Below are 23,019 nucleotides of genomic sequence, written 5' to 3'. Positions count from 1 at the left end.
CATTATACATTATCTGACATGGTATATCAAGTATTAATTAACATGTTGTCTCTTTTTTAGCTGCTTTTCTCTCGAGAGTCTTTTCCCACATTTCATCTGCGTCTTTTTTCCATACCTCTGCGTAATGATCGCATTTTGCACAGAGATGTTCTGCAGTCTCCGGTGATTGGAGATCTGTGGATTTTGCACCGGAACGCTCAACCATTTTGCGGAGAAGCTGCGGATTCTCAAGCATCGGACATGGACGAAGCATGTTGTCGTTGAATGGCTGGCCTTTATGATATTCCATAAAGATCGGGCTCTTCAGTGCCTCAAGAAGTGTGTTCTCCTTGATATTTGCGTTGGAGAAATGGATAAATACACAAGGATCCACATCACCGTTTGCATTAATATGAAGGTAACGGCGACCACCTGCGATACATCCGCCTACATACTCTGCATCATTCTGGAAGTCCATTGTGAAGAGAGATTTTGTTGCACGGAATTTACGAACACTGTCGTACATTTTGATTCTCTGCTCCGGTGTAGGAAGAAGGTCTGCTGCTGCATCGTTTCCTACTGGCATGTAATGGAAGAACCATGCAAAATATGCTCCGCACTCGATCAGATGATTGAAGTATTCCTCACTGCTTACTGCATCTACGTTTGCAGATGTGTAGCATGTGGAAATACCAAACGGAAGTCCGTGGCTCTTTAAGAGTTCCATTGCATGCATAACCTTCTGATAAACACCATCACCACGACGTCCGTCTGTAGTTGCCTCTGTTCCCTCAAGGCTGATTGCCGGAACGAAGTTCTTTACACGGAGCATTTCCTGGCAGAACTCCTCATCGATCAGAGTTCCGTTTGTGAAGGAAAGGAACTCGCAGTCCGGGTTCATCTCACAGATCTTGATCAGATCTTTTTTACGTACAAGCGGCTCACCGCCTGTATAGATGTACATATATGTTCCAAGCTCTTTACCCTGTTTTACGATGGAATCAATAGTCTCAAGATCAAGGTTCAGCTTGTGGCCGTACTCTGCTGCCCAGCAGCCTGTACAGTGAAGGTTACATGCGCTTGTCGGGTCAAGAAGAATCGCCCACGGTACATTACAGTCATTCTCTGCGGAAACCTTCTGCTGTGTTGCGCTTCCCTTAAGGCTGGCATTTACGATAAAGTTACGAAAAAATGTCTGGCGTACACCCGGATCCAGCTGATACATACGAAGGATCAGCTGATACCAGTTATCCTTTGCCTCGATAGAATGACGGATCGCATTTCTCTGTCCTGCGTACCAGTCTTCCGGTGTTACCTTGTCAACCAGTTCCATGATCTTCGGTATATTTGTCTCCGGATCCTTTTCCAGATAATCCAGTGCTTTTGTTACAGTCGCTGTGATTGCTGCCTGTTTTGCTTTGTCAATAATTCCCATCTCTGTTTCCTCCTTATGTTGTCCCGCCACGCAGTTAAAAGAATTCATTTCTTCTGCTTACAGGTATTTGCTTTTGTTATTTCTTATGTTTACAGGTGGTTCTTAATGATCTTGATCGTCAGGATCGCCACCCAGAAATTAAGAAGCCCCTCAAGTAAAATAGAAAAACCTACCAGCACCATCATTGTTGCTGCTGCTTCAAATGGTCTGATAAAAACCAGAACCCCGATCACTCCTGTCACCAGGGCCACCACCAGGATCTGCCACCATAGTGCAAGACCAAATCTTTTTGCATCTACGGACATCTGAATCTTAAATAGTGCATCTGCCAGGATCAGAATACCAAATACAGAAAAAATAAGATCCACTGCGAAATTTTTTCTGGCGATCATGATCACACCCACTGCCATCAGCAGAATTCCGAAAGCCAGGTCAAACTGAAAGGCCAGGCAAAAAGCATCTCTCGTAAAATAGCCGCTGATCTTGATCGCACCGTACAGGATCAGCATAGTTCCCATCAGTACGCACAGCATCCTTACAGAGCTTTTTGGCTTCGCCATCAGAAAAATTCCCAGTGCACAGAACAGTAATGACATGATGATGTAGATGTTTTTCACGATCTTCAGCTGCTTCAGGTCATCCATACGTTCCTCCCTTGATAATTTTTTCTCATTTACTGACCTGAATTATACAACCCGTTTTTTCCAAAAAAAACAGACAAAAAAGAGCCAGTGCCTAAATTTCAGACACCAGCTCAAAATTAACTGACTTACATTTTGTTATGATCTTCCGGAAAAATCATCCGGAAATTATTCACTTCGGAGAAACTGCTTCTCAAGGCTTATCTGATATATTTTCTCCAGTTTATGCATATCCTCAAGAATATTATAATCCATATCGTGCCGTAACCAGTCCAGAATCACGCCCACAAATACGCATTTATAATATCGGATCACCAGACGCCTGTCCTCCGGATCCATCTCATACTCTCCTACAACTCTGTTGACCAGCTCTTCCACAACACTCTCCGACGCATGATCCAGATAGTCTGCAAAAACATCTCTCTGTATGGAACGGTAAAGATGAAGCATTGCTTTTTTGTTTTTCTGGACTGCGTTGACCAGTATCTCCATACAGTCACTGACTGATTCCGGTGACTTCTGATTCTTCAGAATATCCTTCAGTTCTTCCTTTACAACTGCTTCTACTGCATCCGGGATATCCCGGAAGTGATAATAAAAAGTATTTCGGTTCACGCCACAGCGTTCCACAATATCCTTCACTGTAATCTTGGATAGTGGCTTCTCATTCATAAGCTCCGTCAATGTCTGTAATATAATCTGCCTTGTAAAACCTGGCATTTCCTCTCCCCCATCACAATCTTTCCTCGGGTTATTTCCTTATTATGTCACAAAATTATTAAGCTTTCAAGCGAAAACATCAGTGAAAATATGCCGTAAAATATGTCAAATAACTTTTTTCTCAGACCGGACATGAACAATGCCCTCTGCTACTGTATGATTTCTGACCTGGTCTACCACGATATCGAGATTTTTCCAGTGGCAGCGGAATTTTTCTCCATCCTCCGGTACCCTCTCCAGCACACCACATACAAAGCCGCTGAAAGTGTCGTATTTCTCCACCGGGAGTTCAACATCCATGGCCTCTGCCACATCGTCAAGAATGGCACCACCCTGAACTCTCCAGACATGCTCGCCTGTTTTTTCGATGTCATCCGGTTTCGGAAGATCTGTGCGGTCATCAATATCTCCCACCAGTGTTTCCACCAGATCATGAAGTGTCACGATTCCCACAAAGCATCCATACTCATCCAGGACTGCCGCAAAATAATCTCTCTTCTCCCGCATCTCACGAAAGATCAGATTCGCACGCATGGACTCCGGTACCAGAAACGGCGGATAACAGGCTTCCTTCAAAACAGCCTCTCTGGTTCTGTTATTCAGGCGGAAATAATCTCTGGTATCCAGGATATAAACGATATCATCCTGGTTTTCCCCGCATACCGGATAGCAGGTATGACGGTTCGCTCTTATAGTCTCTTCCCATTTTTCATCAGGATCTTCCATATAAAGGACCACCACATCACGCCTGTGCGTGCAGATCTCATCTGCAGTCGTATCATCCAGGTCAAAAACATTGCGGATCATTTCGCTCTCTTCCTGCTGAATATTGCCCTGCTCATTTCCCTCGCTGATCATCATACGGATCTCTTCTTCTGTGACCTGCTCTTCTTTTTCTTCAGGACGGATTCCCATTAATCTGAGAACACCGTTGGCTGTTGCTGTCAGAAGTACCGTCACCGGCCATACTGCAATGAGCACTGCATGAAGCAGTCCTGCCAGACGTAAGGACAACTCATCTGCATTCTTCATTCCCAGTCGTCTGGGCACCAGTTCTCCGAAAAGAAGGCTCACATAGGAAAGCAGCACGGTCACAATGATCATACAGATCACTTTCAGAACATTCTGTGGTATATCCACTCCGGCTTTCAAAAGGGCTGCTGCCATAGGCTGTGCAAAATATTCCGCTGCAAAAGCACTCTGCAGAAATCCGGCCGTAGTCACAGTCACACGGATCGCCGTCATGAAATGTGCCGGCTGTTCTGATATCTTCATCAATATCTGTGCACGGTGGTCTCCGCCCTCTGCCAGCTCCTTCATCTTCGGTTCATTCATGGACAGAACCGCAATCTCTGCTCCCGCAAAAACAGAGTTCAGAAAGATCAGAACCACCAGTAAAATAATTGCCTGTATCATGTTTTTATTCCCCTAAATGTATTAGTCCCTTGATATAACATAACTGCCTGATTCCGTTACGATAACACAATTGATATCGTCTGTCAAACCTTCCTGTCATCGGAAACCATGGCATAAAAAAGCAGCGGATTTTCTGCTCACTCCGCTGCCTCGTTTTTTTCAATATGATGCTTCGGAAATTCCATAATGATCTCCGTTCCCTGTCCGGGCTCACTGTTAAGCCACAACCGTCCTTCCAGTGTTTTCACCCCATGTTTCACAATAGAAAGTCCAAGACCGGTTCCCCCGACCTCCTTGGAATGGCTCTTGTCCACCCGGTAAAACCGCTCGAAGATCCTCTCCTGATCCTCCTTTGGAATTCCGATTCCTGTGTCCCGCACAGTCACACTGACTACATCTCCGTCATCCTTCAGCTTCACAAAGATCTCGCCGCCACGATGATTGTACTTAATCGCATTATCGCATACATTATAAAGTACTTCTTCCATGATCGTAGGCACTGTATCCAGAACCGTGTTTCCACCTTCCATATACATATGTACATCCTGCTTTCTGGCAGCTTCATGGAGTGTGGTAAAAATATCATGTGTCATGCTGTACAGATCAACGCTTTCCCACTGGTACGGAAGGCCTCCTTCATCTAAGCGGGAAATCCGGATCACATCCCCTACCAGATGAATCAGTCTCTGGGCTTCTTTGTAGATCCGCCCTGCAAAAGCCTTCACATCCTCTTCCTTCACAAAACCGTCCTGCATGATCTCAGCAAAGCCGGAAATGGAAGTCAGCGGCGTTTTCAGTTCATGAGAAACATTGGCAGAAAATTCTCTGCGTAACTGCTCGCGCTCTACTTTTTCTGTCACATCCACCAAAAGTATAACTGCACCTTCTATATTATTTTCACGGGTAACAGGATTGGCAATCACCTGAATATCACTGCCATCCAGACGAAGGATCTTATCCTCGTGTTTTCCTTCCAGAACCTGTTCCACAACTGTGCGGAACTCCTCAGACCGGTTCAGGGAATACACACTTTCCCCTGTTTTCACTTCTTTTACCTTGAGAAGCCTTCCTACACTGGAGTTGCCGGAAAGAACCATAGTATAACGGTCGATCACAAGAAGTCCTTCCTGCATGTTTTCTGTAATAATGGAAAATTCCTTCTGCTGCCTTCTGGCTGCCTCAAGCTGCAGACGGATCTGACGGTTCTGCCTGTATATCTTGCTGAGAAGAGGCTCCACTTCTTCATATACGTCATTTTCCTCCGGATGATCCAGATCAAGATCGTTCAGCGGTGCAACTACCTTCCCGGAAAGTCTGGATGCAAAGATTCCCGACAGAACCAGCATAAGGATCAGCACTGCGATCAGCGGCGGAATCAGCTGAAAAAGCAACGCGATCGCAGAATCCTGGGTACTGGAAACTCTCAGCACATTGCCATTATCCAGGCGCAGCGCGTAATACATGGTTTTTTCGGAAAGTGTGGACGACATTCTTTCATCTGTACCCTCCCCACCTAACTCCGCTTCCCGGATTTCCTTACGGTGGCCATGATTTTCCATAGTTTCCACATCTGCTTCATTATCGTAGATGACTTTTCCACTTTTATCCACATAAGTAATCCTGGAATCGTCATGACCCAGGCTCTGCAGGTAGTCTGTACCTGCACTTTCCACACCTCTGGAAATATAGACAGCCTCTTTTTTAAGCTCATCCATCAGCTGTCCCTGAAAAGAATGATAAAGAATTCCAATGACAAATGCCAGTCCCAGCACTGTAACCAGTGATGAGACCAGCATGATGTATTTGAAGATTTTTTTACTCAAAACATTATTCTCCAACAAAATAATTATCCGTATGACTGCTGCTGTTTCTGTGAGTTCCTGTGATGGAATACTCTACCCACTCGGCAATGTTCACTGCATGATCGCCGATACGTTCAAAATACTTCGCTGCCATGAGAATGTCAAGTCCGATACGCACATCCGGTTTTCCATCGCTTAAAATCTCAACCAGCTTTTCTTTAATCTCATTAAAAGCATCATCGACTTTATCGTCATCTGTGATCACCTGTCTGCAAAGCTCCAGATCACCTTTTACGAAAGCATCGATACTTTCGGTTACCATGCGGACAGTATCCTCTGCCATCTTCCGGATATTAATAATATCTCCGGTAACTGCTTTGTCCTCGATGTGCTTGGAAAGATCCGCAATATCTGCTGCCTGGTCACCGATGCGTTCCATATCGGAGATCATCTTCAGCGCTGCGGAAATGGATCGCAGATCTCCGGCTACCGGATGCTCATGAAGAAGAAGCTTCATGCAGAGATTTTCGATCTCTCTTTCCTGTGCATCGATCTCTTTTTCCGTCTCAAAGATCTTGCCAATGAGAGTCATCCCACCTTCACCCTGAATCGCTTTGGCAGAAAGAGAAATTGCTTTTTCACAGAGACTTCCAAGTGTGATCATCTCAACATGAAGTTCTTCCAGCTGTCTTACAAAACGTTCTGACATAATATCAACCAAACCTTCCTGTAATATAATCCTCTGTACGCTTATCTGCAGGCATGGAGAACAGCTTGTCTGTGTCTGCATATTCCACTACTTCTCCAAGCAGAAAAAATGCTGTCTTATCGGAAATACGTGTTGCCTGCTGCATGTTATGCGTAACCATGACAATGGTGTAATCCTTTTTAAGCTCTACAGCCAGATCCTCGATCTTGGATGTGGAGATCGGATCCAGGGCAGATGTAGGCTCATCCATCAGAAGTACTTCCGGCTGTACTGCAAGGGCACGTGCGATGCAGAGACGCTGCTGCTGTCCGCCTGACATTCCAAGAGCACTTTTTTTCAGACGGTCCTTGACCTCATCCCAGATTGCTGCATCACGGAGAGATTTTTCCACGATCTCGTCCAGCTTCGCCTTGGAACGGATACCGTGTGTTCTCGGGCCGTATGCAATATTATCATAGATGCTCATTGGGAACGGATTGGGCTTCTGGAATACCATACCCACACGTTTACGCAGAAGATTCACGTCCATATCTCCGTAAATATCTTCCCCGTCAAGCTCTACCTTTCCTGTGATGGTACAGCCTTCCACAAGGTCATTCATACGGTTTAAAGATTTCAGAAGTGTGGATTTACCGCAGCCGCTTGGTCCGATAAATGCTGTGATCTCCTTTTCCGGGATCTCCATATTGATTCCCTTCAGGGCATGAAAGCTTCCGTAATGGAGATTCATATTATCAATTGAAATTTTTGATTTTTCACTCATGATCGATCATTATCCTTTCGCAATTTTTCTGGCTACCAGACCGGACAGTCCGTTGATAACAAGTACAAATGCCAGAATGACTACAGCTGTTGCAGATGCCTGGTTTACATGAAGTCCCTCGCTGGAGAGCACATACATGTGAAGAGCCAGTGTTCGTCCGGAGCCCATAAGGCTGTTCGGAACTGCTGCAACAGTACCGGAGGTATAAAGAAGGGCTGCTGTCTCACCTACCACACGTCCGATTGCAAGGATCACACCTGCAAGGATTCCCGGAACTGCTGACGGAAGTACAATAGTAAAGATGGTACGGAGCTTTCCTGCTCCAAGTCCGAAGCTGGCTTCACGGTAGGAATCCGGAACTGCTTTCAGTGCCTCCTCCGCGGTACGCATGATCAGCGGAAGTACCATGATCACCATGGTAAGGGCACCGGAAAGAAGGGACATTCCCCAGTGCAGGGCTGTTACGAAGAACAGCATACCGAACAGACCATATACGATAGATGGAATACCGGAAAGTGTCTCTGCCGTGATACGGATCAGATTTACGAAACGGCTGCCTTTTTTGGCATATTCTACAAGGAAGATCGCTGCAAAAATTCCTACCGGCGCTGCAATGGCAAGGGATACCAGGGTCATGATCAGAGTATTGATCAGTGACGGAAGAAGGGAGACATTCTCCGATGTGTAGGTCAGGCTGAACAGGCTTGCATTCAGGTAGGGGATACCTTTTACAAGCACATAGCCGATGAGGAAAAACAACAGTGCAAATGTAAGCACTGCTCCCAGCAGTGTGAGGAATGCCAGGATTCCTGCACCAGGATGGCTGATGTAGGATTTCAGCTGGTCGCCGATGGAAAGTGTATTTCTTTTTTTCATATTTGTTTCTGCCGCAGGATCTGCGGTCGCTGTTACATTAGTTTGCATGTTCCGCCCTCCTGTTCAGAAGCGAAAGGCTTAAGTTGATGATCAGGATAAATACAAAGAGTACAACTCCTGTTGCAATCAGGGCCTCTCTGTGAAGTCCTGAAGCATATCCCATCTCAGTTACGATATTTGCTGTCATGGTACGTACACCCTGAAGAAGTCCTTTTGGCATACGCGGCTGGTTTCCGGCTACCATGATAACGGCCATGGTCTCACCGATGGCACGGCCGATTCCCAGAACCACACCTGCCAGGATTCCGGATTTTGCTGCCGGAAGCATAACGAAGAAAATACTTCTTTCTTTTGTTGCACCAAGCGCAAGAGAACCTTCATAGTAGCTCTCAGGAACGCTTCGGATCGCGGACTCTGTAACTCCGATGATGGTCGGAAGGATCATGATTCCAAGAAGGATACATGCTGCCAGCATACTGCTTCCGGTTCCTCCGAAGATCTGGCGGATAAGGGGTACCAGGAGAACCAGGCCAAAGTAACCATATACGATCGATGGAACGCCGGCCATCAGTTCAATACCGGATTTCAGCGGTTTATAGATTTTTTTCGGGCAATATCTTGCCATAAATACGGATGTAAAAAGTGCAATCGGCACTCCGATGATGATGGCTCCTGCTGTTACGTAGATACTTGCCACGATCATTGGCAGGATTCCGAATTTGTCGTTGGTTGGTCTCCACTCTGTTCCAAAGAGGAATTTTAAGGGACCGATCTTTCCCATTGCTGGAAGTCCGTTCGCAAAAAGGAATACGCAGATGAGAAATACTGCGAGAACGGATGCACAGGCTGCAATAAGGAAGACGATCTTCATGACCTTTTCTCCTAAATGATTCATAAAACACCTTTCTCTCTGATATGTAGCTCGAGCGGCTTTCCTGACTTTGTCATGATCGCCGCTCTTTGTAAGATACTTCAATCAGTTTCGCAATTTCCGGGAGATTATTTTGTAACGTCTTCCCAGTCTGTGATATCGCCTGTGAAGATGGATTTTACCTGGTCGCTGGAAAGCTCCTCAAGGTCATTTCCGTTGTTTACGATTACTGCGATACCATCTCTTGCGATTGCCTCGGAGCTGATGCCTTTATCTTTCTCCTCGTCTTTCAGATCACGGGATGCCATTCCGATATCACATACACCTTCTGCTGCGCTGTTGATTCCGGTTGTGGAGTCGCTGACCTGAACCTCTACTGTGATATCTTTGTTTGTTTTCTGATATGCTTCTGCAAGTTTCTCCATTACAGGTCCTACAGAAGAAGATCCCATAACAACTACTTTACCTTTTGCATCGCCTGCTTTGTATGCGTCTGCTTTTTCGTCTACTTTGATGTAGCCTTCTTTTTCGATGATGTCCTGTCCGTCAGAACTCATGATGTAGTTGATGAAGTCCTGTGCTGCATCGCTGAGCTTGTCGCCTGTTACGATGTTGAACGGACGTGCTACCTTGTATGTATCATCTGCTACGTTTGCTGCTGTTGCCTCTGCTCCATCGATCTTTACAGCTTTTACTGTGTCGTTCAGGGAACCGAGGGATACATATCCGATGGAGTTCTCATCACCGGCTACTGTGGTAAGCATTACATCTGTGTTGTTTGTGATGCTTGCTTCCTGTGTTGTCATATCGACTTTCTCGCCGTCTTTTTCTTCTTCAATTCCGAACAGCTCTACGAATGCTCCACGTGTTCCGGATCCGTCCTCACGGGAAATTACGTCGATTGCTCCGGACGGTGCAGCCATTACTACTGTTCCCATTACTGTTGTTCCGATAAGTGCTGCTGTTAAGATACCTGCGATTCTTTTTTTCATAATTTAATTCTCCTCTTTCTATATTCATTCGTTTTTTCTTACTGCCTTAAGTACAAGTGCTATTATAGAAATGCCAGGTAAAATATAAAATCGCGGTTCTGTAAAATTTCAGTAAAATAAAAAAGCTGCTCGCGCAGCTTTTTTTATATCACGTATTCATCAGCTTTAACAGCCTGCCAGTTCATGAGGTCTTCCAGGGTAATGTTGTCTACTACACCTTTGATGGCATCGTCCAGTTTTTTCCAGAGGATCTGGGTGACGCAGTTCTCTTCGCGGTCACAGATGGCACCGTTGTCGTCCAGGCATTCCACAGGAGAAAGACTTCCCTCTGTGAGGCGAAGGATCATTCCGATCGTGTATTTATCCGGGGTCTGCTGCAGTGCGTAGCCTCCCTGCGGACCACGGACGCTGCGTACATAGCCTGCCTTATTCAGAATGGAAATGATCTGTTCCAGATATTTATCCGAAATCTCCTGACGTTTCGCAACATCCTTCAGGCGGATCGGCTTGCCTGTATAATTCGTAGCAAGATCCAGCATCAGACGCAGCGCATATCTTCCTCTTGTAGAAATCCTCATATAATATTTACCTCCGATAAAATTCTTGTTTATTCGTTTATATTAGTCATTATGCCATAATTCTTCCTATTGTTAATAGGTTTTATTCGTTATACTTATTATAGCGTAAAACAGCCCAGAATACAATCAAAACCAGCTTCAGGAAACTTACGTTTCACACATTTTTCCAGGAACAAAACCGGCGCTCCGGCAGCCTGCACAGACAGGCATTCAGAGCGCCGCAGATATTCCATCCGAAGCTGGCTTCGGGGCAAAAGAAGCCGCCTTCTGGAAAGGAACTGATACACCAGATATCCGGTACATCAGATTCCAACATGATTTATTATTTCGTGAACAGTGGTGTGGAGTAGTAACGGTCTCCGCTGTCCGGAAGAAGTGCTACGATCACTTTACCCTTGTTCTCCGGACGTTTCGCAAGCTGGATTGCTGCATAGAGAGCTGCTCCTGAAGAAATTCCTGTAAGGATTCCCTCTTTCTTGGTGAGAAGCTTGGATGTCTCAAATGCATCCTCATTCTCCACTGCGATGATCTCATCATAAACCTTGGTATCCAGTGTATCCGGAACAAAACCGGCACCGATACCCTGAATCTTATGCGGGCCTGCTTTTCCTTCGGAAAGTACAGGAGATGTAGCCGGCTCAACTGCTACGACCTTCACGTTCGGGTTCTGGCTCTTAAGGTACTCGCCTGTTCCTGTGATGGTTCCGCCTGTTCCAACACCTGCAACAAAGATATCTACTTTACCGTCTGTATCATTCCAGATCTCCGGTCCTGTTGTTGCTGCATGTGCCTTCGGGTTAGCCGGGTTCTCAAACTGTCCAGGAATAAAGCTTCCAGGAATCTCTTTCGCAAGCTCTTCAGCCTTGGCGATCGCACCCTTCATTCCCTTGGCACCATCTGTAAGAACTACCTCTGCACCGTATGCTTTCAGGATGTTTCTTCTCTCAACACTCATGGTCTCCGGCATGGTAAGAATTGTCTTATATCCCTTGGCAGCTGCAATTGCTGCAAGTCCGATTCCTGTGTTACCGGATGTCGGCTCGATAATCGTTGCACCTGGTTTCAGAACACCTCTCTGCTCTGCATCCTCGATCATTGCTTTACCAATTCTGTCCTTAACGCTTCCTGCCGGGTTAAAATACTCAAGCTTGGCAAGAACAGTAGCCTCAAGACCTTCTGACTTCTCTACATTCTTAATCTCTACGAGTGGTGTGTTTCCGATCAGTTCCAGTGCACTTCCGTAAATTTTACCCATGATGATATCCTCCTTGTTTCCCTGTCTTATATCATTTCCTTATTTCCTAGTAACTATATATGTTTTCTGTGATTTGATTGAATTATATCATAGTACAGGGATTTGTCAATACATTTCCGGCAAAAAAACGCAGGAATTTTTTTCCCGGAAAACAGTACAGAAACACAAGCCACAATGTGCCACAAAAACCGCAAAAAAAGAAACTTGCAGGCAGGGTTTATTTCCTGCTTCTGCAAGTCTCTTTCAGATATATTCTTCTGTTCACACTTTTAATATTTTTCCCAGCTCGCGTATCATCTCATCCACATTCAGCGGCTTCGCAAGAAATCCATTCATTCCTGACTTGTGTGCCTTTCGTCTGTCTTCGTCATAAGCATTGGCTGTCATGGCGATGATCGGGATATGAGATTTCGGGCTGTTCAGATTGCGGATCATCTTCGTCGCTGTGTAGCCATCCATATTGGGCATCTGAATATCCATCAGGATCACATCGAAATACTGATCTGGTTTCTTCTGAAGTTCAGCAACACACATGATTCCATCTTCTACACGAATTACCCCAAGCCCCGCATCTGAAAGAACCGTTTCTGCAATTTCTGCGTTTAATTCATTATCTTCTGCCAGAAGGATTCTCTTCCCTTTCAGCTTCTCTGTAATCTCTGAAATGCTCCGCTCCTGTTTTCGGATGATCTGATCTTCAGAAGCGATCCTGAATGAAATATGGATGGTAAAACGGGTACCTTCTCCAACCTTACTTTCAACCTGGATCGTTCCGCCCATAAGCTTAACCATGGATTTCACGATTGGAAGTCCGAGACCGGTTCCTGCAACCTTCGTCTCTGTGCTTGTATGCTCTCTGGAAAACTCTTCGAATATATGTGGCAGAAATTCTTCACTCATTCCGATTCCTGTATCTTCTACAATCACTTTATAATCAGCCATATTTTCTGCCATTGAAGCCTGTTCCTCAATGATCACGGTTACTTTTCCATGAGGATTGGTGTACTTGATCGAATTGCTGACAATATTCAGAATAATTTCTTCCACTTTTGTCTTATCACACAGGATATACGCATGCTGCAGATTCACATTGCACTGATATTCCAGAGATTTTTTGGAAAGTGAATCCTCAAAAACTGTATTCAGTGCATCCACCATATCATAAATATTCACTGCTTCCTGATTCAGGATCGCTTTTCCGCTCTCGATACGTGCCATCTCCAGGACCTGGTTGATAATGGTAAGCAGAATATCACTGGAAACCTGTATCTTCTTTATGTAACCGAGAGATTTCTTTTCGTCACGGATGTTCTTCTCAAGGAGTCCTGCGAAACCGACAATGGCATTCATCGGTGTCCTGATATCATGGCTCATATTAAACAGGAATCTTGTTTTCGCTTCATTCGCATTCCTTGCTTCCTCTGCGGATTTCTCGATCTGTGCTGTGTACAGCTTTTCTTTGTATTTCCTGTGGAGCACCTGATAGCAGAGAAGTGTTGCAAGGCAGGCGACTGCCAGTACTGCCAGGATTTCCGCAAACATCTGTCCTTTTGTGATCCAGCCATTGTGTGGAACAATCCGGAAATACCAGGTATCATTGGGAACCTTACAGCTTATTTCCAGCGCATTCTTATGAAGGTCGTCGTTTCCCTGGGCAATGATCGTTTTTTCACCGGTGCTGCCGGATTTCTTCCAGATCTGATAACAGTAGGAAGCATCCTGCAGTTTATCCAGTTCGAGATCACTTATAAATTTTTCCCAGTCAAGAACCAGGATCGAAAAGCCCCAGAAAGAACTTTTTCCTGATGCATCAGAAACATAGATCGGCTCAAACAGCAGGGAACCCATTCCGCCCTGATTCAGCTCATATGGACCTGCGATCGTGTATTCGCCACTCTTCATAGCCAGGTTCGCCTCATATTTACGTGCCGGGTTATTGAGCATATCGATCCCCAAAGCCGCTTCATTTCCCTTCAGCGGATAAATATCTTTCACGATTCCATCCGGTGCCAGCTCGATCGTCTTGATGATTCCGGCATCATCTGAGATCATTTCGGACAAAAAAGTAAATTCCTCATCATCCAGCTCATGCCCTTCCTGGATCATATTCCGGAAAAATTCCGAAACAACAAGGTATCTGTTTATCTGTGATTTAATCCTGTTTACCGTTGTTTCCGCTGTAAAAGATGCGCTCAGCTTCTTCTCTTTTACAATATTCAGATTAACTATCCGTACACAGAATATCAGTATGATAAATGAGAGGATTCCGGTAAGCAGGGAATAGATTTTTATTTTTTTGAGAGGTCTGTTTACATTCTCCATTGTTCTCTCCTGATCTGCCTGCTTCATTAATAAAGTGGCAGATGTCATTATATTGTAAACTGTATCTCAATTCTACCATTCTGCTATTTCTTTTACAAGGAAAAGAATCCTCCCGTAGTAACGAATTTATTTCATATAGCCTTCGAAATTTTTCGCGGCTTTATTCAGTCAGAGTGATATCTCCGTCACTGCTGCTTACCTCCAGGCTGGCATCTGCATTGTTTACCTTATTCTCATAAACAGCAGTGTCGTCGTCGCTGTTGCTGCTGCCAGACGATATTCTGCCGGTGTCTATGGAACCATTGGAAGTCTCAAGATAGATATCTGTTTTTTCCAGGCTGTCTGCATCTGTTCCTATGGAAACATCACCGTTGGAATTTTTGATCTTCATATCGCCGTCAAAACTGCTCTTATCTATTTCCAGATCACCGTCTCCAAGTGTGATCTTACCGTCTGCAAGAGCCGCTTTTTTCAGCGTTACATCTCCATCACTGTTCTTCAGCTGCAGCTCATCTGCCTGGAACTCTCCTGCAAAAAGATCTCCATCATCCAATTTCGCTGTCATATTTTTGCAGAGCAGTTTTTCTATTGTCAGGTCGCCATTGGAAAATGTAAGCTTCGCATTCGAAAGCTCTGCCTTCTCCGGTACATAGAGAATAACCGTATTTAATATGTCCTGCTTTTCCGTTTCTTCCATTTCGCCTTTCAGAAAGCCCAGATCATAGTTTATAAAATACCCACCTGTAGAACCATTGGATTCCTTCATTGTGAGTTCACCGTCTTTGTTTCCCCAGGTCAGAGGACTCTCTCCTCCGATTTTTTCAAGTCTGTATTCCATATAGTAATGATCATCTTCTGAAGTGCGGATGTCCAGATCAAAATCCTGAAAATCTACATTCAGATCAGAAAAATCATCGATCTGCTGTTTTTTCATAATGTCCAGATCTTTTTCGGATGAATTTCCGCCGGACACATAGAAATGCTTCGAGGTATATGAAAAATCCTTTCCCCCGGCAAAATATCCGACTGTTGAAAGGACAACTCCTGCCACACAAAGTGCTGTTCCTGTTATCAGTGCTGTTTTTGCGATCTTATTCATGTCTGCTTACCTTCTTTCTCACCATTCTGTTCACCAGACGTCCGATTCCTGTTGCACACCATTTACAGATATATACGGTAAGAACGCCGAACAGAATTCCGGCTCCTGCCAGCAGAAAACCTCCGCCAACCATCATGCAGGCTGCTGCCAGCGAACGCATAACCAGTGTCGCACCAAAACCAACTACCATAATTCCGCCTGCTATGGTGGCAATGCTGGTCACTGCCAGGGAAAAGATCACCGCTGCGATCACCAGTACAACAGCCGCCAGCACTGCAAGGCCGGCGATCAGAAGTGCGATACTTACCGGCGATGCACAGATCACCAGGAATGCAAGCAGTATGATCTTTCCAGGGGAGCGTTTCTTTTTTTCCGGAAGTGCCTTTTCCGAAAATGTTTTCACTGTTTCCGTACGGGAAGCTTCCTCTGCACTTCCATTCTCCACACTCTCTTCCAGAAGATTCAAGAGCACTTCTCTTGCTGCTTCCTTAGGATCTCCCAGATCCTTCATCATCTGCTGCTCATTCTCCGGTCCTGCCTCATCGAAATATTCCGAAAAATATTCCACAGCATTCTCATAGTCTTCCTTCGGAAGTCGCCTCAGATATCTCTTCAGCTGCTCCATATATTCATTTCTCGTCATTTCCGCAGTCTCCCTTCCACGATATCATCAATGGTGTCGCGATATTCTCTCCATTCTTTTCTCAGATATTCCAGCTGTCTGCGCCCTTCTTCCGTGATGGAATAGTATTTCCGCTTCCTTCCCTGGAATTCCTCGGAATAGGTCGTCAGATAGCCACCTGTCTCCAGCTTCCGCAAAATAGGATACAGGGTGGATTCCTTGATCGCAGCTACCAGCTTTACCGTCTGGCTGATCTCATATCCGTAAGAATCCTTCTGTTCCACAACAGAAAGAATCAGGCATTCCGTCAGCACTGCCGACACCGGATAATAATACATGCTCCCACTCCTTTATATAATTATTTTATATATAAAATTTTTATATATAATTATTTTACATATATAGTATCACATTTTTCCACGTTGTCAAGACTAATTTCGTAATTGCTTTTTCCCAGCTCCTTCTTTATAATATTCTACAAATACAAACACCCACCCAGAAAGGACATGAACATATGGAAAAAAAGCCCCATCTCATGGCGGTCGTCCTGTTTCTGACGGGTCTTATCTGTATTGGACTGCTTTTTGGTTTAAGCTATAAGACTTACCAGAAGATCGATGCTGTTGATCAGAAAATGAATTCTGTGATCGAACCGGTCAAAACCAAGCAGAAAGCCCTGAAAGAGGATATCGAACTTTATACAGCCAAGATCGAGAAGAAACAGGCAACCGACAAATATTTACAGCAGCGTTCCCAGACAGAACAGGCTGCCCGGAACAGCAGCACAAAACACGAACGTGCTCCGCAGGCAGAATCTGAGGACAGCCAGAAGAACTCCAAACCTTCCGTTTTCAGTGAAGCCGGAGGTGAAGGATTTGTTAATGAATCCGGAGAAAATACTTCCACAGCAGCTTCCAACGGTCACATTGTAGGCATCGATCCCGGACATCAGAGCGAAAATATCGACATGAGTGCCACGGAACCGAACGGTCCAGGCTCTTCCACCATGAAAGCCAAAGCTTCAACAGGAACACGCGGTTCCTTCAGCGGGCTTCCGGAATATCAGCTGAACCTGGATGTATCCCTTCTTCTTCAGAAAATTCTGGAACAGCGAGGTTATCAGGTCGTTATGACAAGAACAGACAATGACACTGCTATCAGCAACAAAGAACGCGCCGAGCTGGTCACTGCCAAAGGTGCTGAGATCTGCGTACGTATCCACGCAAACGGTGACGATTCCGCGGAGGTTTCCGGTGCACTGACCATGTGCCCTTCCCAGCAGAATCCGTACGTTTCCAGCCTTTATGACAGTTCCAACAAGCTTTCACAATGTATTATCGATTCCTACTGTGCAGCCACCGGTTTTCAAAACCGTGGCATTATCTACACTGACACCATGACAGGCATTAACTGGAGTACCATTCCTGTCACGATCGTGGAAATGGGGTTTATGACCAATCAGAATGATGATCTTAAGATGGCGGATTCCTCTTTCCAGCAGACAATGGCCGAAGGAATCGCCAATGGAATTGACGCTTATTTTCAATAAATAAAGGAGCCTCTTATGAAAAAAAATATTTTCTTATATACTGTGATCGCAGTACTTACCGTTGCCCTGATCGGGCTTGGCGCTCTGAATGTCCGTTCTCTGGACAAGCTTGCCAGCCTTCAGAATAAGGTCAATGAACTGCAGAAGAATGTCCAGGAGGTTTCGGATTCTGCAGCGGAATTAAGCAGCAAAGCAGACCAGCTGGATGCCCTTTATCCGGACGATCCCACTGTTACAAGTGCAGCTTCTGCTGCCTCTGAAGCTCAGAACGATACTAAGGATAATTCCCAGAGTGCAGATACACAGGATTCTGCTGCTTCTTCTGACAGTGCAGACAGCTCTTCCACAACTCAGGAAGAAGGAACACTTTCCCCTTCCAGCGGAAGCAACACTTTTACTGATAATTCTGATTCCAGCATGGATAATCTTCTGAATCAGGTTCAGTCTCTTCTTCCCACAGACAACGGTACCTGGTCCGTATATGTGTGCAACCTTGCAAAGAATACTGACGGTGCCATCAATGATCAGCAGATGCAGGCAGCAAGTCTTATCAAGCTTTATATCATGGGTGCTGTATATGAGGATTACGACAGCCTTTCCTCCACATATGGCAAAGACACTCTGGATAACGCTCTGAACTCCATGATCACAGTCAGCGACAACAATGCGGCAAACACCCTGGTCAATTATCTTGGCGGGGGCGATGATGCAGCCGGAATGGCACGTGTGAACAAGTTCTGTCAGGATCATGGTTACACCAGCACTTCCATGGGCCGTCTTCTTCTTGCAGACAACTCCAACGGAGATAACTACACCTCAGTAAAAGACTGTGGAAAATTCCTCAAAACGATCTATCAGACCGATAAGAGTGTTTCTACAGAGGATACGCTTGCAGGTGCAGAATACATGTACCATCTTCTGAAGATGCAGACAAGAACAAATAAGATCCCTGCTCAGATGCCGGATGGCGTAAAGGTTGCTAATAAAACCGGCGAGCTGGACAATGTTGAGAACGATGCCGGAATCATATACGATACAGCCAAAGGTATCGACCTTGTCGTATGTTTCATGTCTCAGGATCTTAACGATACTGCTGCTGCCCAGAGCGTGATCGCACAGGACAGCCGTATGATTTACGGATATTATAATGAATAGGTCTCTTCTCAATTTAAATAAAAACTGCTCATAGTCAAAAAGGATGATGCATCAATTTCGATGCATCATCCTTTTTTTATCTGATCAGGCAGTCTCCTGCCAAACTGCAAATATCCGTCTGATTCGCTTTAATTCTTTTCTTCCCCTTCTTCATAGGATTTCTCCCAGATCTCAGAGAACACTGCCAGCGGACAGTCCGTCAGAAGACACATAAGAATAAAACATTCATATGGATTTACTATGTAGATCTCACCCATTCCGCAGCGTGCCAGGATTCCCTGAATCTCATCCAGAAAATGACGGTATCTTGTATACGGATCATCGTCTTCCATTTCCTGCGAGATCACAAAAAACTCCAGTGTGATCAGATCAAAACGTTCTACCGGAAATTTGTGATTCAGGATGTTGTTGATCCTCTGTCTGCTGAAACGCTTCTGACTGAAATGTTTTGCCAGAATGGATGCTGACATTTTTTTGAGGTTGCCCATTTTGTTAATAGGAATTCCGCTGCAGATAACCTTCTCAAGATCCGAAGCATTGATATTCTCCGGCTTCCAGATCTTTTTGCCGCCGTTTTCCTCTTCATCCTCCTGATACATGGCTGCGATGATCTTTTTTGCCCGCTCCAGGAGAATCATAAATTCCTGGAACGCCTGGCTTTTTTCCGATTTCGGATCATCACATCTGCCTTTCAGATATGCCAGATACTCCAGAAGTTTTTCCTCGCTGTCCAGACAAAGCCCTGTACCGTAGACGATCTCGCCGGTCTTTTTTTCCACAGGAGTAAGATTCTTATAGATTTCCCGATATTCCTCAGCCTTATAATAGCCCAGATGATTCTGATAGCAGTACCAGTAGATCACTTCCTCCGGATTGTGAAAATCAAAATCCTGCTCACGAAGAACTCTTGTCAGGAAATCTGATACATCCTCCGTGCTCATGCGGAGTCCGAAGCCAAGAAGAAAAACGGTCTCTCTCTTCACCGAAGCCTGTGTCAGCCAGTTATTTACCAGTGAACTCAGCTTGGCAGAAGTCGGTGACATGGATTTTGGCGTGTAGGTTTCCTTAAAGGAGTCCACCACAATATCCTTATAAACCTCCTGAGGTACCTGAGAAAAAGGTTCCTCAAGTTCTGCACGCTCATAGACATATCGTTTCAGATAATCACCGAAAGAGACAAGCTCCATTTCTTTATAAAGATAATGAAAAATAACGTCCGCATCCTCATCCTCAAAGGAATCCAGACTGACGATCTGGCGGAATTTCTGTGCCGCCTTTCTCGTAAACTCAAAGTCCTTCACTGAATCGAAGGCAACTGTCTGTTCAAAATCAAGATCCTGCATTCGATTTCTCATCGTAAATTCTCTCCTTATCCCTTTTATATTATACTCCCTGGCAGAAATTTTTTATCTCCCGGTACTGTACCGTTCTGCCCATCGTTTCAGAGGATTTTTTTCCTCACAGCCGCTGATCTGTGCAAGTACCATGGTCACATTGTCACGGCCGCCCTTTGACAGTGCCTGCTCCAGAAGCTCTGAAACTTTTTCCTCCGCTGTTCCTGTCCCGTTTAAGACAGACTGAATCTCATCATCCGAAAGCATATCTGTCACTCCGTCCGAGCAGAGCAGATAACTGCTTCCTGCCTGATAACCGATCTCCACGATCGAAGGCTCCAGTGTCATGTTCTCTTCCTGAAAGCCGAGATACTGAGTCAATGGCGCCTTGCCCAGCATTTTTCCGCCAATCACATGATCTGTGGATATCTGCTGAAGTTTTCCCTGAAAGTGGCGGTAAATACGGCTGTCTCCCAGATTGCAGGCATAAATTGCCTTTTCGCTGAAGGACAAAAGCGCCATGGTTGTCCCCATACTGTTGATGCGGTTTTCTCTGCTGTAACGGCAGACTGCATCGTTCATATTTTCACAGGCTCCTGTAAGAAAATCTACCGGCTCTTTTTTGAGACTTTTACGGTTCTCTTCGTAGAAACCACCCAGTGCTTCCACAGCTGCGGAAGCTGCCATCTCGCCGCAGCTCTCTCCGCCCATGCCGTCAAAAACAGCAAGTACCGGAAGCTGCCAGTGCTGTGTATGACCTGCCAGGATGCCATCAACTCCCTGGTTGTGCACCGGCAGGCGCACACCGCAGCACCAGAAATTATCCTCATTATTTGCCCTCACCTTCCCGGTGTGGCATGTATATGCATAATCAATCTGATAGGCCATTCTTTTTCCTTTCGTAAAAACCCTGCGACATTACTGCTGAAGTTCTACTACAGAATTGCTCCAGTACTTATCTCCCAGTTCTACATATTCGTCATTGTCGCTCTCCTGATCGTGAACCTTTCCGTCCTTATCGATCCAGCGGATCAGAAGTCCATCCTGATAATAAAAATATTGCTTCTCGTCTCCGCTCCAGACATATGTGAAAAACATCTGCTCATCCCAGTAATAATATTCTTCATAAACACTATCTGCGGAAAAATCCGGATACACCAGTACCTTGGCAACCTGTCCTGACGAATTATAGTAGCGAAGGCGTTCCCCCTCCGAGCCTTCACGTTTATATGTATCCAGAGCATTCGCTATGGTTGTCGCATGTTCACGGATCGTACTCAGTGCCTCTGCAAAACTCTTATCTGAATCATCTGTGGTTCCGAAATTTCCTTTGTCCAGAACGTCTGCATCATTATCTACATAATAGCCTGAACCATCGGTCGGCCGCAGGATCATCCGCACCACCAGAAGTCCACAAATCAGGACAGCTACTATAGCAGCCGCTTTTATTTTCCAGGAAATTCCGATCCGTTTCCGTCCGGTCGAGCTGTTTTTTGCTTCAGCAGACGGCGGATCGCTCCATTCCCGAAGATTCTGTTCGTCAGATAGATTCTCCAGCTCAGATATGGTTCTGACCTTGGGCTGTACTTTCTGCCGCGGAGATCCGGAACCTTGAGATGCAGCTTCTGTCTGTTGCGAAGACTGAGATGATGTATCCTGGTCACGATACAGGTTCGGCGTTCCCTGCCGGTTCTGTCCTGCCACTTTACTGCCAGATTCTGCAACGCCACGTATTATTTTCCGTGAAGAGCTGTCATAATTTCGTCTTGCTTCCCTGATAGCTTCTATATCCAGCTGACTTGTACGTGCAAGCTGCTTCGTAGCACCCTCCTGAAGAAATTTCGGCATTGATTCCGGTACAGGGCGTTCTTTTATTGTTACAGAATCAGAGCCTTCTGTCTGTTTTGCCCTCGGAGATGCTACATTTTCCTTAGCATAACGGATATCTTCCAGCGCTTCCCTCAGTTCATGCGGTGTCTGATAACGCTCTTTCGCATCATAGGCACAGGCCTTCAGAATGACCTTGCCAAAAGCCTCTCCCACATCTGTCGGATACGGAAGTTTTTCCCCGGACATTCTTCTGGTAAGAGCATTCTCTTTGTCCCGGTATGTGATCAGCTGCTTTTCCAGATTCAGAAATGGCAACCGGTTGTGATTCATCAGCTTATAGAGCACCAGGCCAAGTGCATAGATGTCCACTCTGTTATCGTACTTTTCTCCCCTGTACATCTCCGGTGCCATATAAGAATAAGTACCTTTTTTGGAAAGGGTACTCACGGTTTTTTCAAGTTCCCGGGCGATTCCGAAGTCTCCCAGCTTGAAATCGCCAAACCTGGATACAAAAATATTCTCAGGCTTGATATCTCTGTGAATGATGTGAAGCTGTCCGCAGTATTCCAGTGCCTTGCATAGGTCTATGCCCAGCTTCATCACTTCTTTTTCTGTGAGATTTTTTCCCACATAATATTCCATGAAGCTTGTGAGATATTCCATGCGGATAAAAATATCCCAGCCAATCTCATCAAGATATTCCATCACCTTGTAATCTTCAACGGATACAATGTGGGAATTTCCCCTGAAATACTCCATGGTGCTTACTTCCTGAATGCACTCCTCCACCAGATTTTCGAAATAATCCCTGACAGATTTCTCATCACCGGATTCTGAGCGCACACTGTCCAGTTCCCCTTTACTGGCGGGGATTGTGATTATTTTAATTGCAGAGTAAAAAGAACGTCCCTTCTCTGTTCTCTGAGCTTTGTATACTCTTCCAAAAGAGCCTTCCCCGATCTTGCTTATGATCTTCCATTCCGGCCATGGGGAAATCGGCAGTTCCTTGTCCATCGCAATCCCTCCTTTCTCAGAAATCGTTCATTATTCCGTTTATATGCAGAAATCTCC

The 23,019-nt window shown here is 45.3% G+C and carries 21 protein-coding genes; 2 read left to right on the top strand and 19 right to left on the bottom strand.

From position 1 onward, the window contains the following. Positions 1–37: 37 nt before the first annotated feature. From WMO28_RS03170 to WMO28_RS03095, 16 genes are all read right to left on the bottom strand, one after another. Positions 38–1,414 carry a radical SAM/SPASM domain-containing protein gene (locus WMO28_RS03170; RefSeq protein WP_349056032.1) on the bottom strand — a complete coding sequence of 459 codons (1,377 nt, stop codon included), beginning with the start codon at positions 1,412–1,414 and terminating at the stop codon, positions 38–40. 89 nt (positions 1,415–1,503) lie between these two features. Next, positions 1,504–2,058: an HdeD family acid-resistance protein gene (locus WMO28_RS03165; protein ID WP_349056031.1), complete on the bottom strand. Its 555-nt coding sequence runs from the start codon at positions 2,056–2,058 to the stop codon at positions 1,504–1,506. Positions 2,059–2,223: 165 nt separating this feature from the next. Beyond that, positions 2,224–2,775 (bottom strand): TetR/AcrR family transcriptional regulator, encoded by a 552-nt coding sequence (locus WMO28_RS03160; protein WP_349056029.1) that lies wholly within the window; start codon positions 2,773–2,775, stop codon positions 2,224–2,226. 105 nt (positions 2,776–2,880) lie between these two features. Continuing rightward, positions 2,881–4,191 carry a hemolysin family protein gene (locus WMO28_RS03155; protein ID WP_349056028.1) on the bottom strand — a complete coding sequence of 437 codons (1,311 nt, stop codon included), beginning with the start codon at positions 4,189–4,191 and terminating at the stop codon, positions 2,881–2,883. A 137-nt stretch (positions 4,192–4,328) separates the two neighbouring features. Further along, a complete protein-coding gene (locus WMO28_RS03150) occupies positions 4,329–6,014 on the bottom strand; it encodes a sensor histidine kinase (RefSeq protein WP_349056027.1) in 1,686 nt (561 codons plus the stop codon). Positions 6,015–6,018: 4 nt separating this feature from the next. Next, positions 6,019–6,702 (bottom strand): phosphate signaling complex protein PhoU, encoded by a 684-nt coding sequence (gene phoU / locus WMO28_RS03145; RefSeq protein ID WP_349056026.1) that lies wholly within the window; start codon positions 6,700–6,702, stop codon positions 6,019–6,021. Positions 6,703–6,706: 4 nt separating this feature from the next. Continuing rightward, entirely contained in the window at positions 6,707–7,465 is a 759-nt protein-coding gene (gene pstB, locus WMO28_RS03140) for a phosphate ABC transporter ATP-binding protein PstB (protein WP_349056025.1), read from the bottom strand. Between the two features lie 9 nt (positions 7,466–7,474). Then, a complete protein-coding gene (gene pstA / locus WMO28_RS03135; RefSeq protein ID WP_435375775.1) occupies positions 7,475–8,341 on the bottom strand; it encodes a phosphate ABC transporter permease PstA in 867 nt (288 codons plus the stop codon). 37 nt (positions 8,342–8,378) lie between these two features. Continuing rightward, a complete protein-coding gene (gene pstC / locus WMO28_RS03130; protein WP_178643835.1) occupies positions 8,379–9,236 on the bottom strand; it encodes a phosphate ABC transporter permease subunit PstC in 858 nt (285 codons plus the stop codon). 104 nt (positions 9,237–9,340) lie between these two features. Further along, positions 9,341–10,204, bottom strand: a complete 864-nt coding sequence (locus tag WMO28_RS03125) for a substrate-binding domain-containing protein (RefSeq protein WP_178643838.1) — start codon at positions 10,202–10,204, stop codon at positions 9,341–9,343. A gap of 143 nt (positions 10,205–10,347) precedes the next feature. Then, positions 10,348–10,782 (bottom strand): Rrf2 family transcriptional regulator, encoded by a 435-nt coding sequence (locus WMO28_RS03120; RefSeq protein WP_178643840.1) that lies wholly within the window; start codon positions 10,780–10,782, stop codon positions 10,348–10,350. Positions 10,783–11,104: 322 nt separating this feature from the next. Then, positions 11,105–12,037 carry a cysteine synthase A gene (cysK, locus tag WMO28_RS03115; RefSeq protein ID WP_178643842.1) on the bottom strand — a complete coding sequence of 311 codons (933 nt, stop codon included), beginning with the start codon at positions 12,035–12,037 and terminating at the stop codon, positions 11,105–11,107. Between the two features lie 261 nt (positions 12,038–12,298). Continuing rightward, on the bottom strand, positions 12,299–14,359 hold the full coding sequence (locus WMO28_RS03110) for a sensor histidine kinase (protein ID WP_349056023.1): 2,061 nt from the start codon (positions 14,357–14,359) through the stop codon (positions 12,299–12,301). A gap of 160 nt (positions 14,360–14,519) precedes the next feature. Further along, the gene (locus tag WMO28_RS03105; RefSeq protein WP_178643859.1) at positions 14,520–15,458 is read right to left on the bottom strand and encodes a DUF4097 family beta strand repeat-containing protein; all 939 of its coding nucleotides are present in this window, start codon (positions 15,456–15,458) and stop codon (positions 14,520–14,522) included. Further along, positions 15,451–16,101: an HAAS signaling domain-containing protein gene (locus tag WMO28_RS03100; RefSeq protein WP_178643861.1), complete on the bottom strand. Its 651-nt coding sequence runs from the start codon at positions 16,099–16,101 to the stop codon at positions 15,451–15,453. The genes WMO28_RS03105 and WMO28_RS03100 overlap by 8 nt, the downstream gene beginning before the upstream one ends. Continuing rightward, positions 16,098–16,418, bottom strand: coding sequence for a helix-turn-helix transcriptional regulator (locus WMO28_RS03095; RefSeq protein ID WP_178643863.1), 321 nt, complete (start codon positions 16,416–16,418; stop codon positions 16,098–16,100). Before WMO28_RS03095 ends, WMO28_RS03100 begins: the two co-directional genes overlap by 4 nt. 176 nt (positions 16,419–16,594) lie before the next feature. Between WMO28_RS03095 and WMO28_RS03090 the strand changes: the two genes are divergently transcribed. Together WMO28_RS03090 and WMO28_RS03085 are read left to right on the top strand one after the other, a co-directional pair. Continuing rightward, positions 16,595–17,629, top strand: coding sequence for an N-acetylmuramoyl-L-alanine amidase (locus WMO28_RS03090; protein ID WP_349056022.1), 1,035 nt, complete (start codon positions 16,595–16,597; stop codon positions 17,627–17,629). A gap of 15 nt (positions 17,630–17,644) precedes the next feature. Further along, positions 17,645–18,784, top strand: coding sequence for a serine hydrolase (locus WMO28_RS03085; protein WP_178643527.1), 1,140 nt, complete (start codon positions 17,645–17,647; stop codon positions 18,782–18,784). Positions 18,785–18,912: 128 nt separating this feature from the next. Here WMO28_RS03085 and WMO28_RS03080 read toward each other — a convergent pair whose 3' ends face one another. The 3 genes from WMO28_RS03080 to WMO28_RS03070 are packed head-to-tail and all read right to left on the bottom strand — an operon-like array spanning position 18,913 to position 22,962. Next, positions 18,913–20,139: a hypothetical protein gene (locus WMO28_RS03080; RefSeq protein WP_178643529.1), complete on the bottom strand. Its 1,227-nt coding sequence runs from the start codon at positions 20,137–20,139 to the stop codon at positions 18,913–18,915. A 51-nt stretch (positions 20,140–20,190) separates the two neighbouring features. Beyond that, complete coding sequence (locus WMO28_RS03075; protein ID WP_178643531.1) at positions 20,191–21,006, bottom strand: protein phosphatase 2C domain-containing protein; 816 nt, start codon at positions 21,004–21,006, stop codon at positions 20,191–20,193. 30 nt (positions 21,007–21,036) lie between these two features. Then, on the bottom strand, positions 21,037–22,962 hold the full coding sequence (locus WMO28_RS03070; RefSeq protein WP_178643533.1) for a protein kinase domain-containing protein: 1,926 nt from the start codon (positions 22,960–22,962) through the stop codon (positions 21,037–21,039). Positions 22,963–23,019: the final 57 nt, after the last annotated feature.

This window comes from Blautia aquisgranensis (assembly GCF_040096615.1).
GTDB lineage: Bacteria > Bacillota > Clostridia > Lachnospirales > Lachnospiraceae > Blautia_A > Blautia_A aquisgranensis.
The sequence above is the reverse complement of the archived record's forward strand: the minus strand, read 5'-3'. Positions and strand labels throughout refer to the sequence as shown.

Coding starts and splice junctions, on each gene's coding strand:
- WMO28_RS03170 (WP_349056032.1), bottom strand. CDS start 1,414: ATGGGAATTATTGACAAAGCAAAACAGGCAGCAATCACAGCGACTGTA.
- WMO28_RS03165 (WP_349056031.1), bottom strand. CDS start 2,058: ATGGATGACCTGAAGCAGCTGAAGATCGTGAAAAACATCTACATCATC.
- WMO28_RS03160 (WP_349056029.1), bottom strand. CDS start 2,775: ATGCCAGGTTTTACAAGGCAGATTATATTACAGACATTGACGGAGCTT.
- WMO28_RS03155 (WP_349056028.1), bottom strand. CDS start 4,191: ATGATACAGGCAATTATTTTACTGGTGGTTCTGATCTTTCTGAACTCT.
- phoU (WP_349056026.1), bottom strand. CDS start 6,702: ATGTCAGAACGTTTTGTAAGACAGCTGGAAGAACTTCATGTTGAGATG.
- pstB (WP_349056025.1), bottom strand. CDS start 7,465: ATGAGTGAAAAATCAAAAATTTCAATTGATAATATGAATCTCCATTAC.
- pstA (WP_435375775.1), bottom strand. CDS start 8,341: ATGAAAAAAAGAAATACACTTTCCATCGGCGACCAGCTGAAATCCTAC.
- pstC (WP_178643835.1), bottom strand. CDS start 9,236: ATGAATCATTTAGGAGAAAAGGTCATGAAGATCGTCTTCCTTATTGCA.
- WMO28_RS03125 (WP_178643838.1), bottom strand. CDS start 10,204: ATGAAAAAAAGAATCGCAGGTATCTTAACAGCAGCACTTATCGGAACA.
- WMO28_RS03120 (WP_178643840.1), bottom strand. CDS start 10,782: ATGAGGATTTCTACAAGAGGAAGATATGCGCTGCGTCTGATGCTGGAT.
- cysK (WP_178643842.1), bottom strand. CDS start 12,037: ATGGGTAAAATTTACGGAAGTGCACTGGAACTGATCGGAAACACACCA.
- WMO28_RS03110 (WP_349056023.1), bottom strand. CDS start 14,359: ATGGAGAATGTAAACAGACCTCTCAAAAAAATAAAAATCTATTCCCTG.
- WMO28_RS03105 (WP_178643859.1), bottom strand. CDS start 15,458: ATGAATAAGATCGCAAAAACAGCACTGATAACAGGAACAGCACTTTGT.
- WMO28_RS03100 (WP_178643861.1), bottom strand. CDS start 16,101: ATGACGAGAAATGAATATATGGAGCAGCTGAAGAGATATCTGAGGCGA.
- WMO28_RS03095 (WP_178643863.1), bottom strand. CDS start 16,418: ATGTATTATTATCCGGTGTCGGCAGTGCTGACGGAATGCCTGATTCTT.
- WMO28_RS03090 (WP_349056022.1), top strand. CDS start 16,595: ATGGAAAAAAAGCCCCATCTCATGGCGGTCGTCCTGTTTCTGACGGGT.
- WMO28_RS03085 (WP_178643527.1), top strand. CDS start 17,645: ATGAAAAAAAATATTTTCTTATATACTGTGATCGCAGTACTTACCGTT.
- WMO28_RS03080 (WP_178643529.1), bottom strand. CDS start 20,139: ATGAGAAATCGAATGCAGGATCTTGATTTTGAACAGACAGTTGCCTTC.
- WMO28_RS03075 (WP_178643531.1), bottom strand. CDS start 21,006: ATGGCCTATCAGATTGATTATGCATATACATGCCACACCGGGAAGGTG.
- WMO28_RS03070 (WP_178643533.1), bottom strand. CDS start 22,962: ATGGACAAGGAACTGCCGATTTCCCCATGGCCGGAATGGAAGATCATA.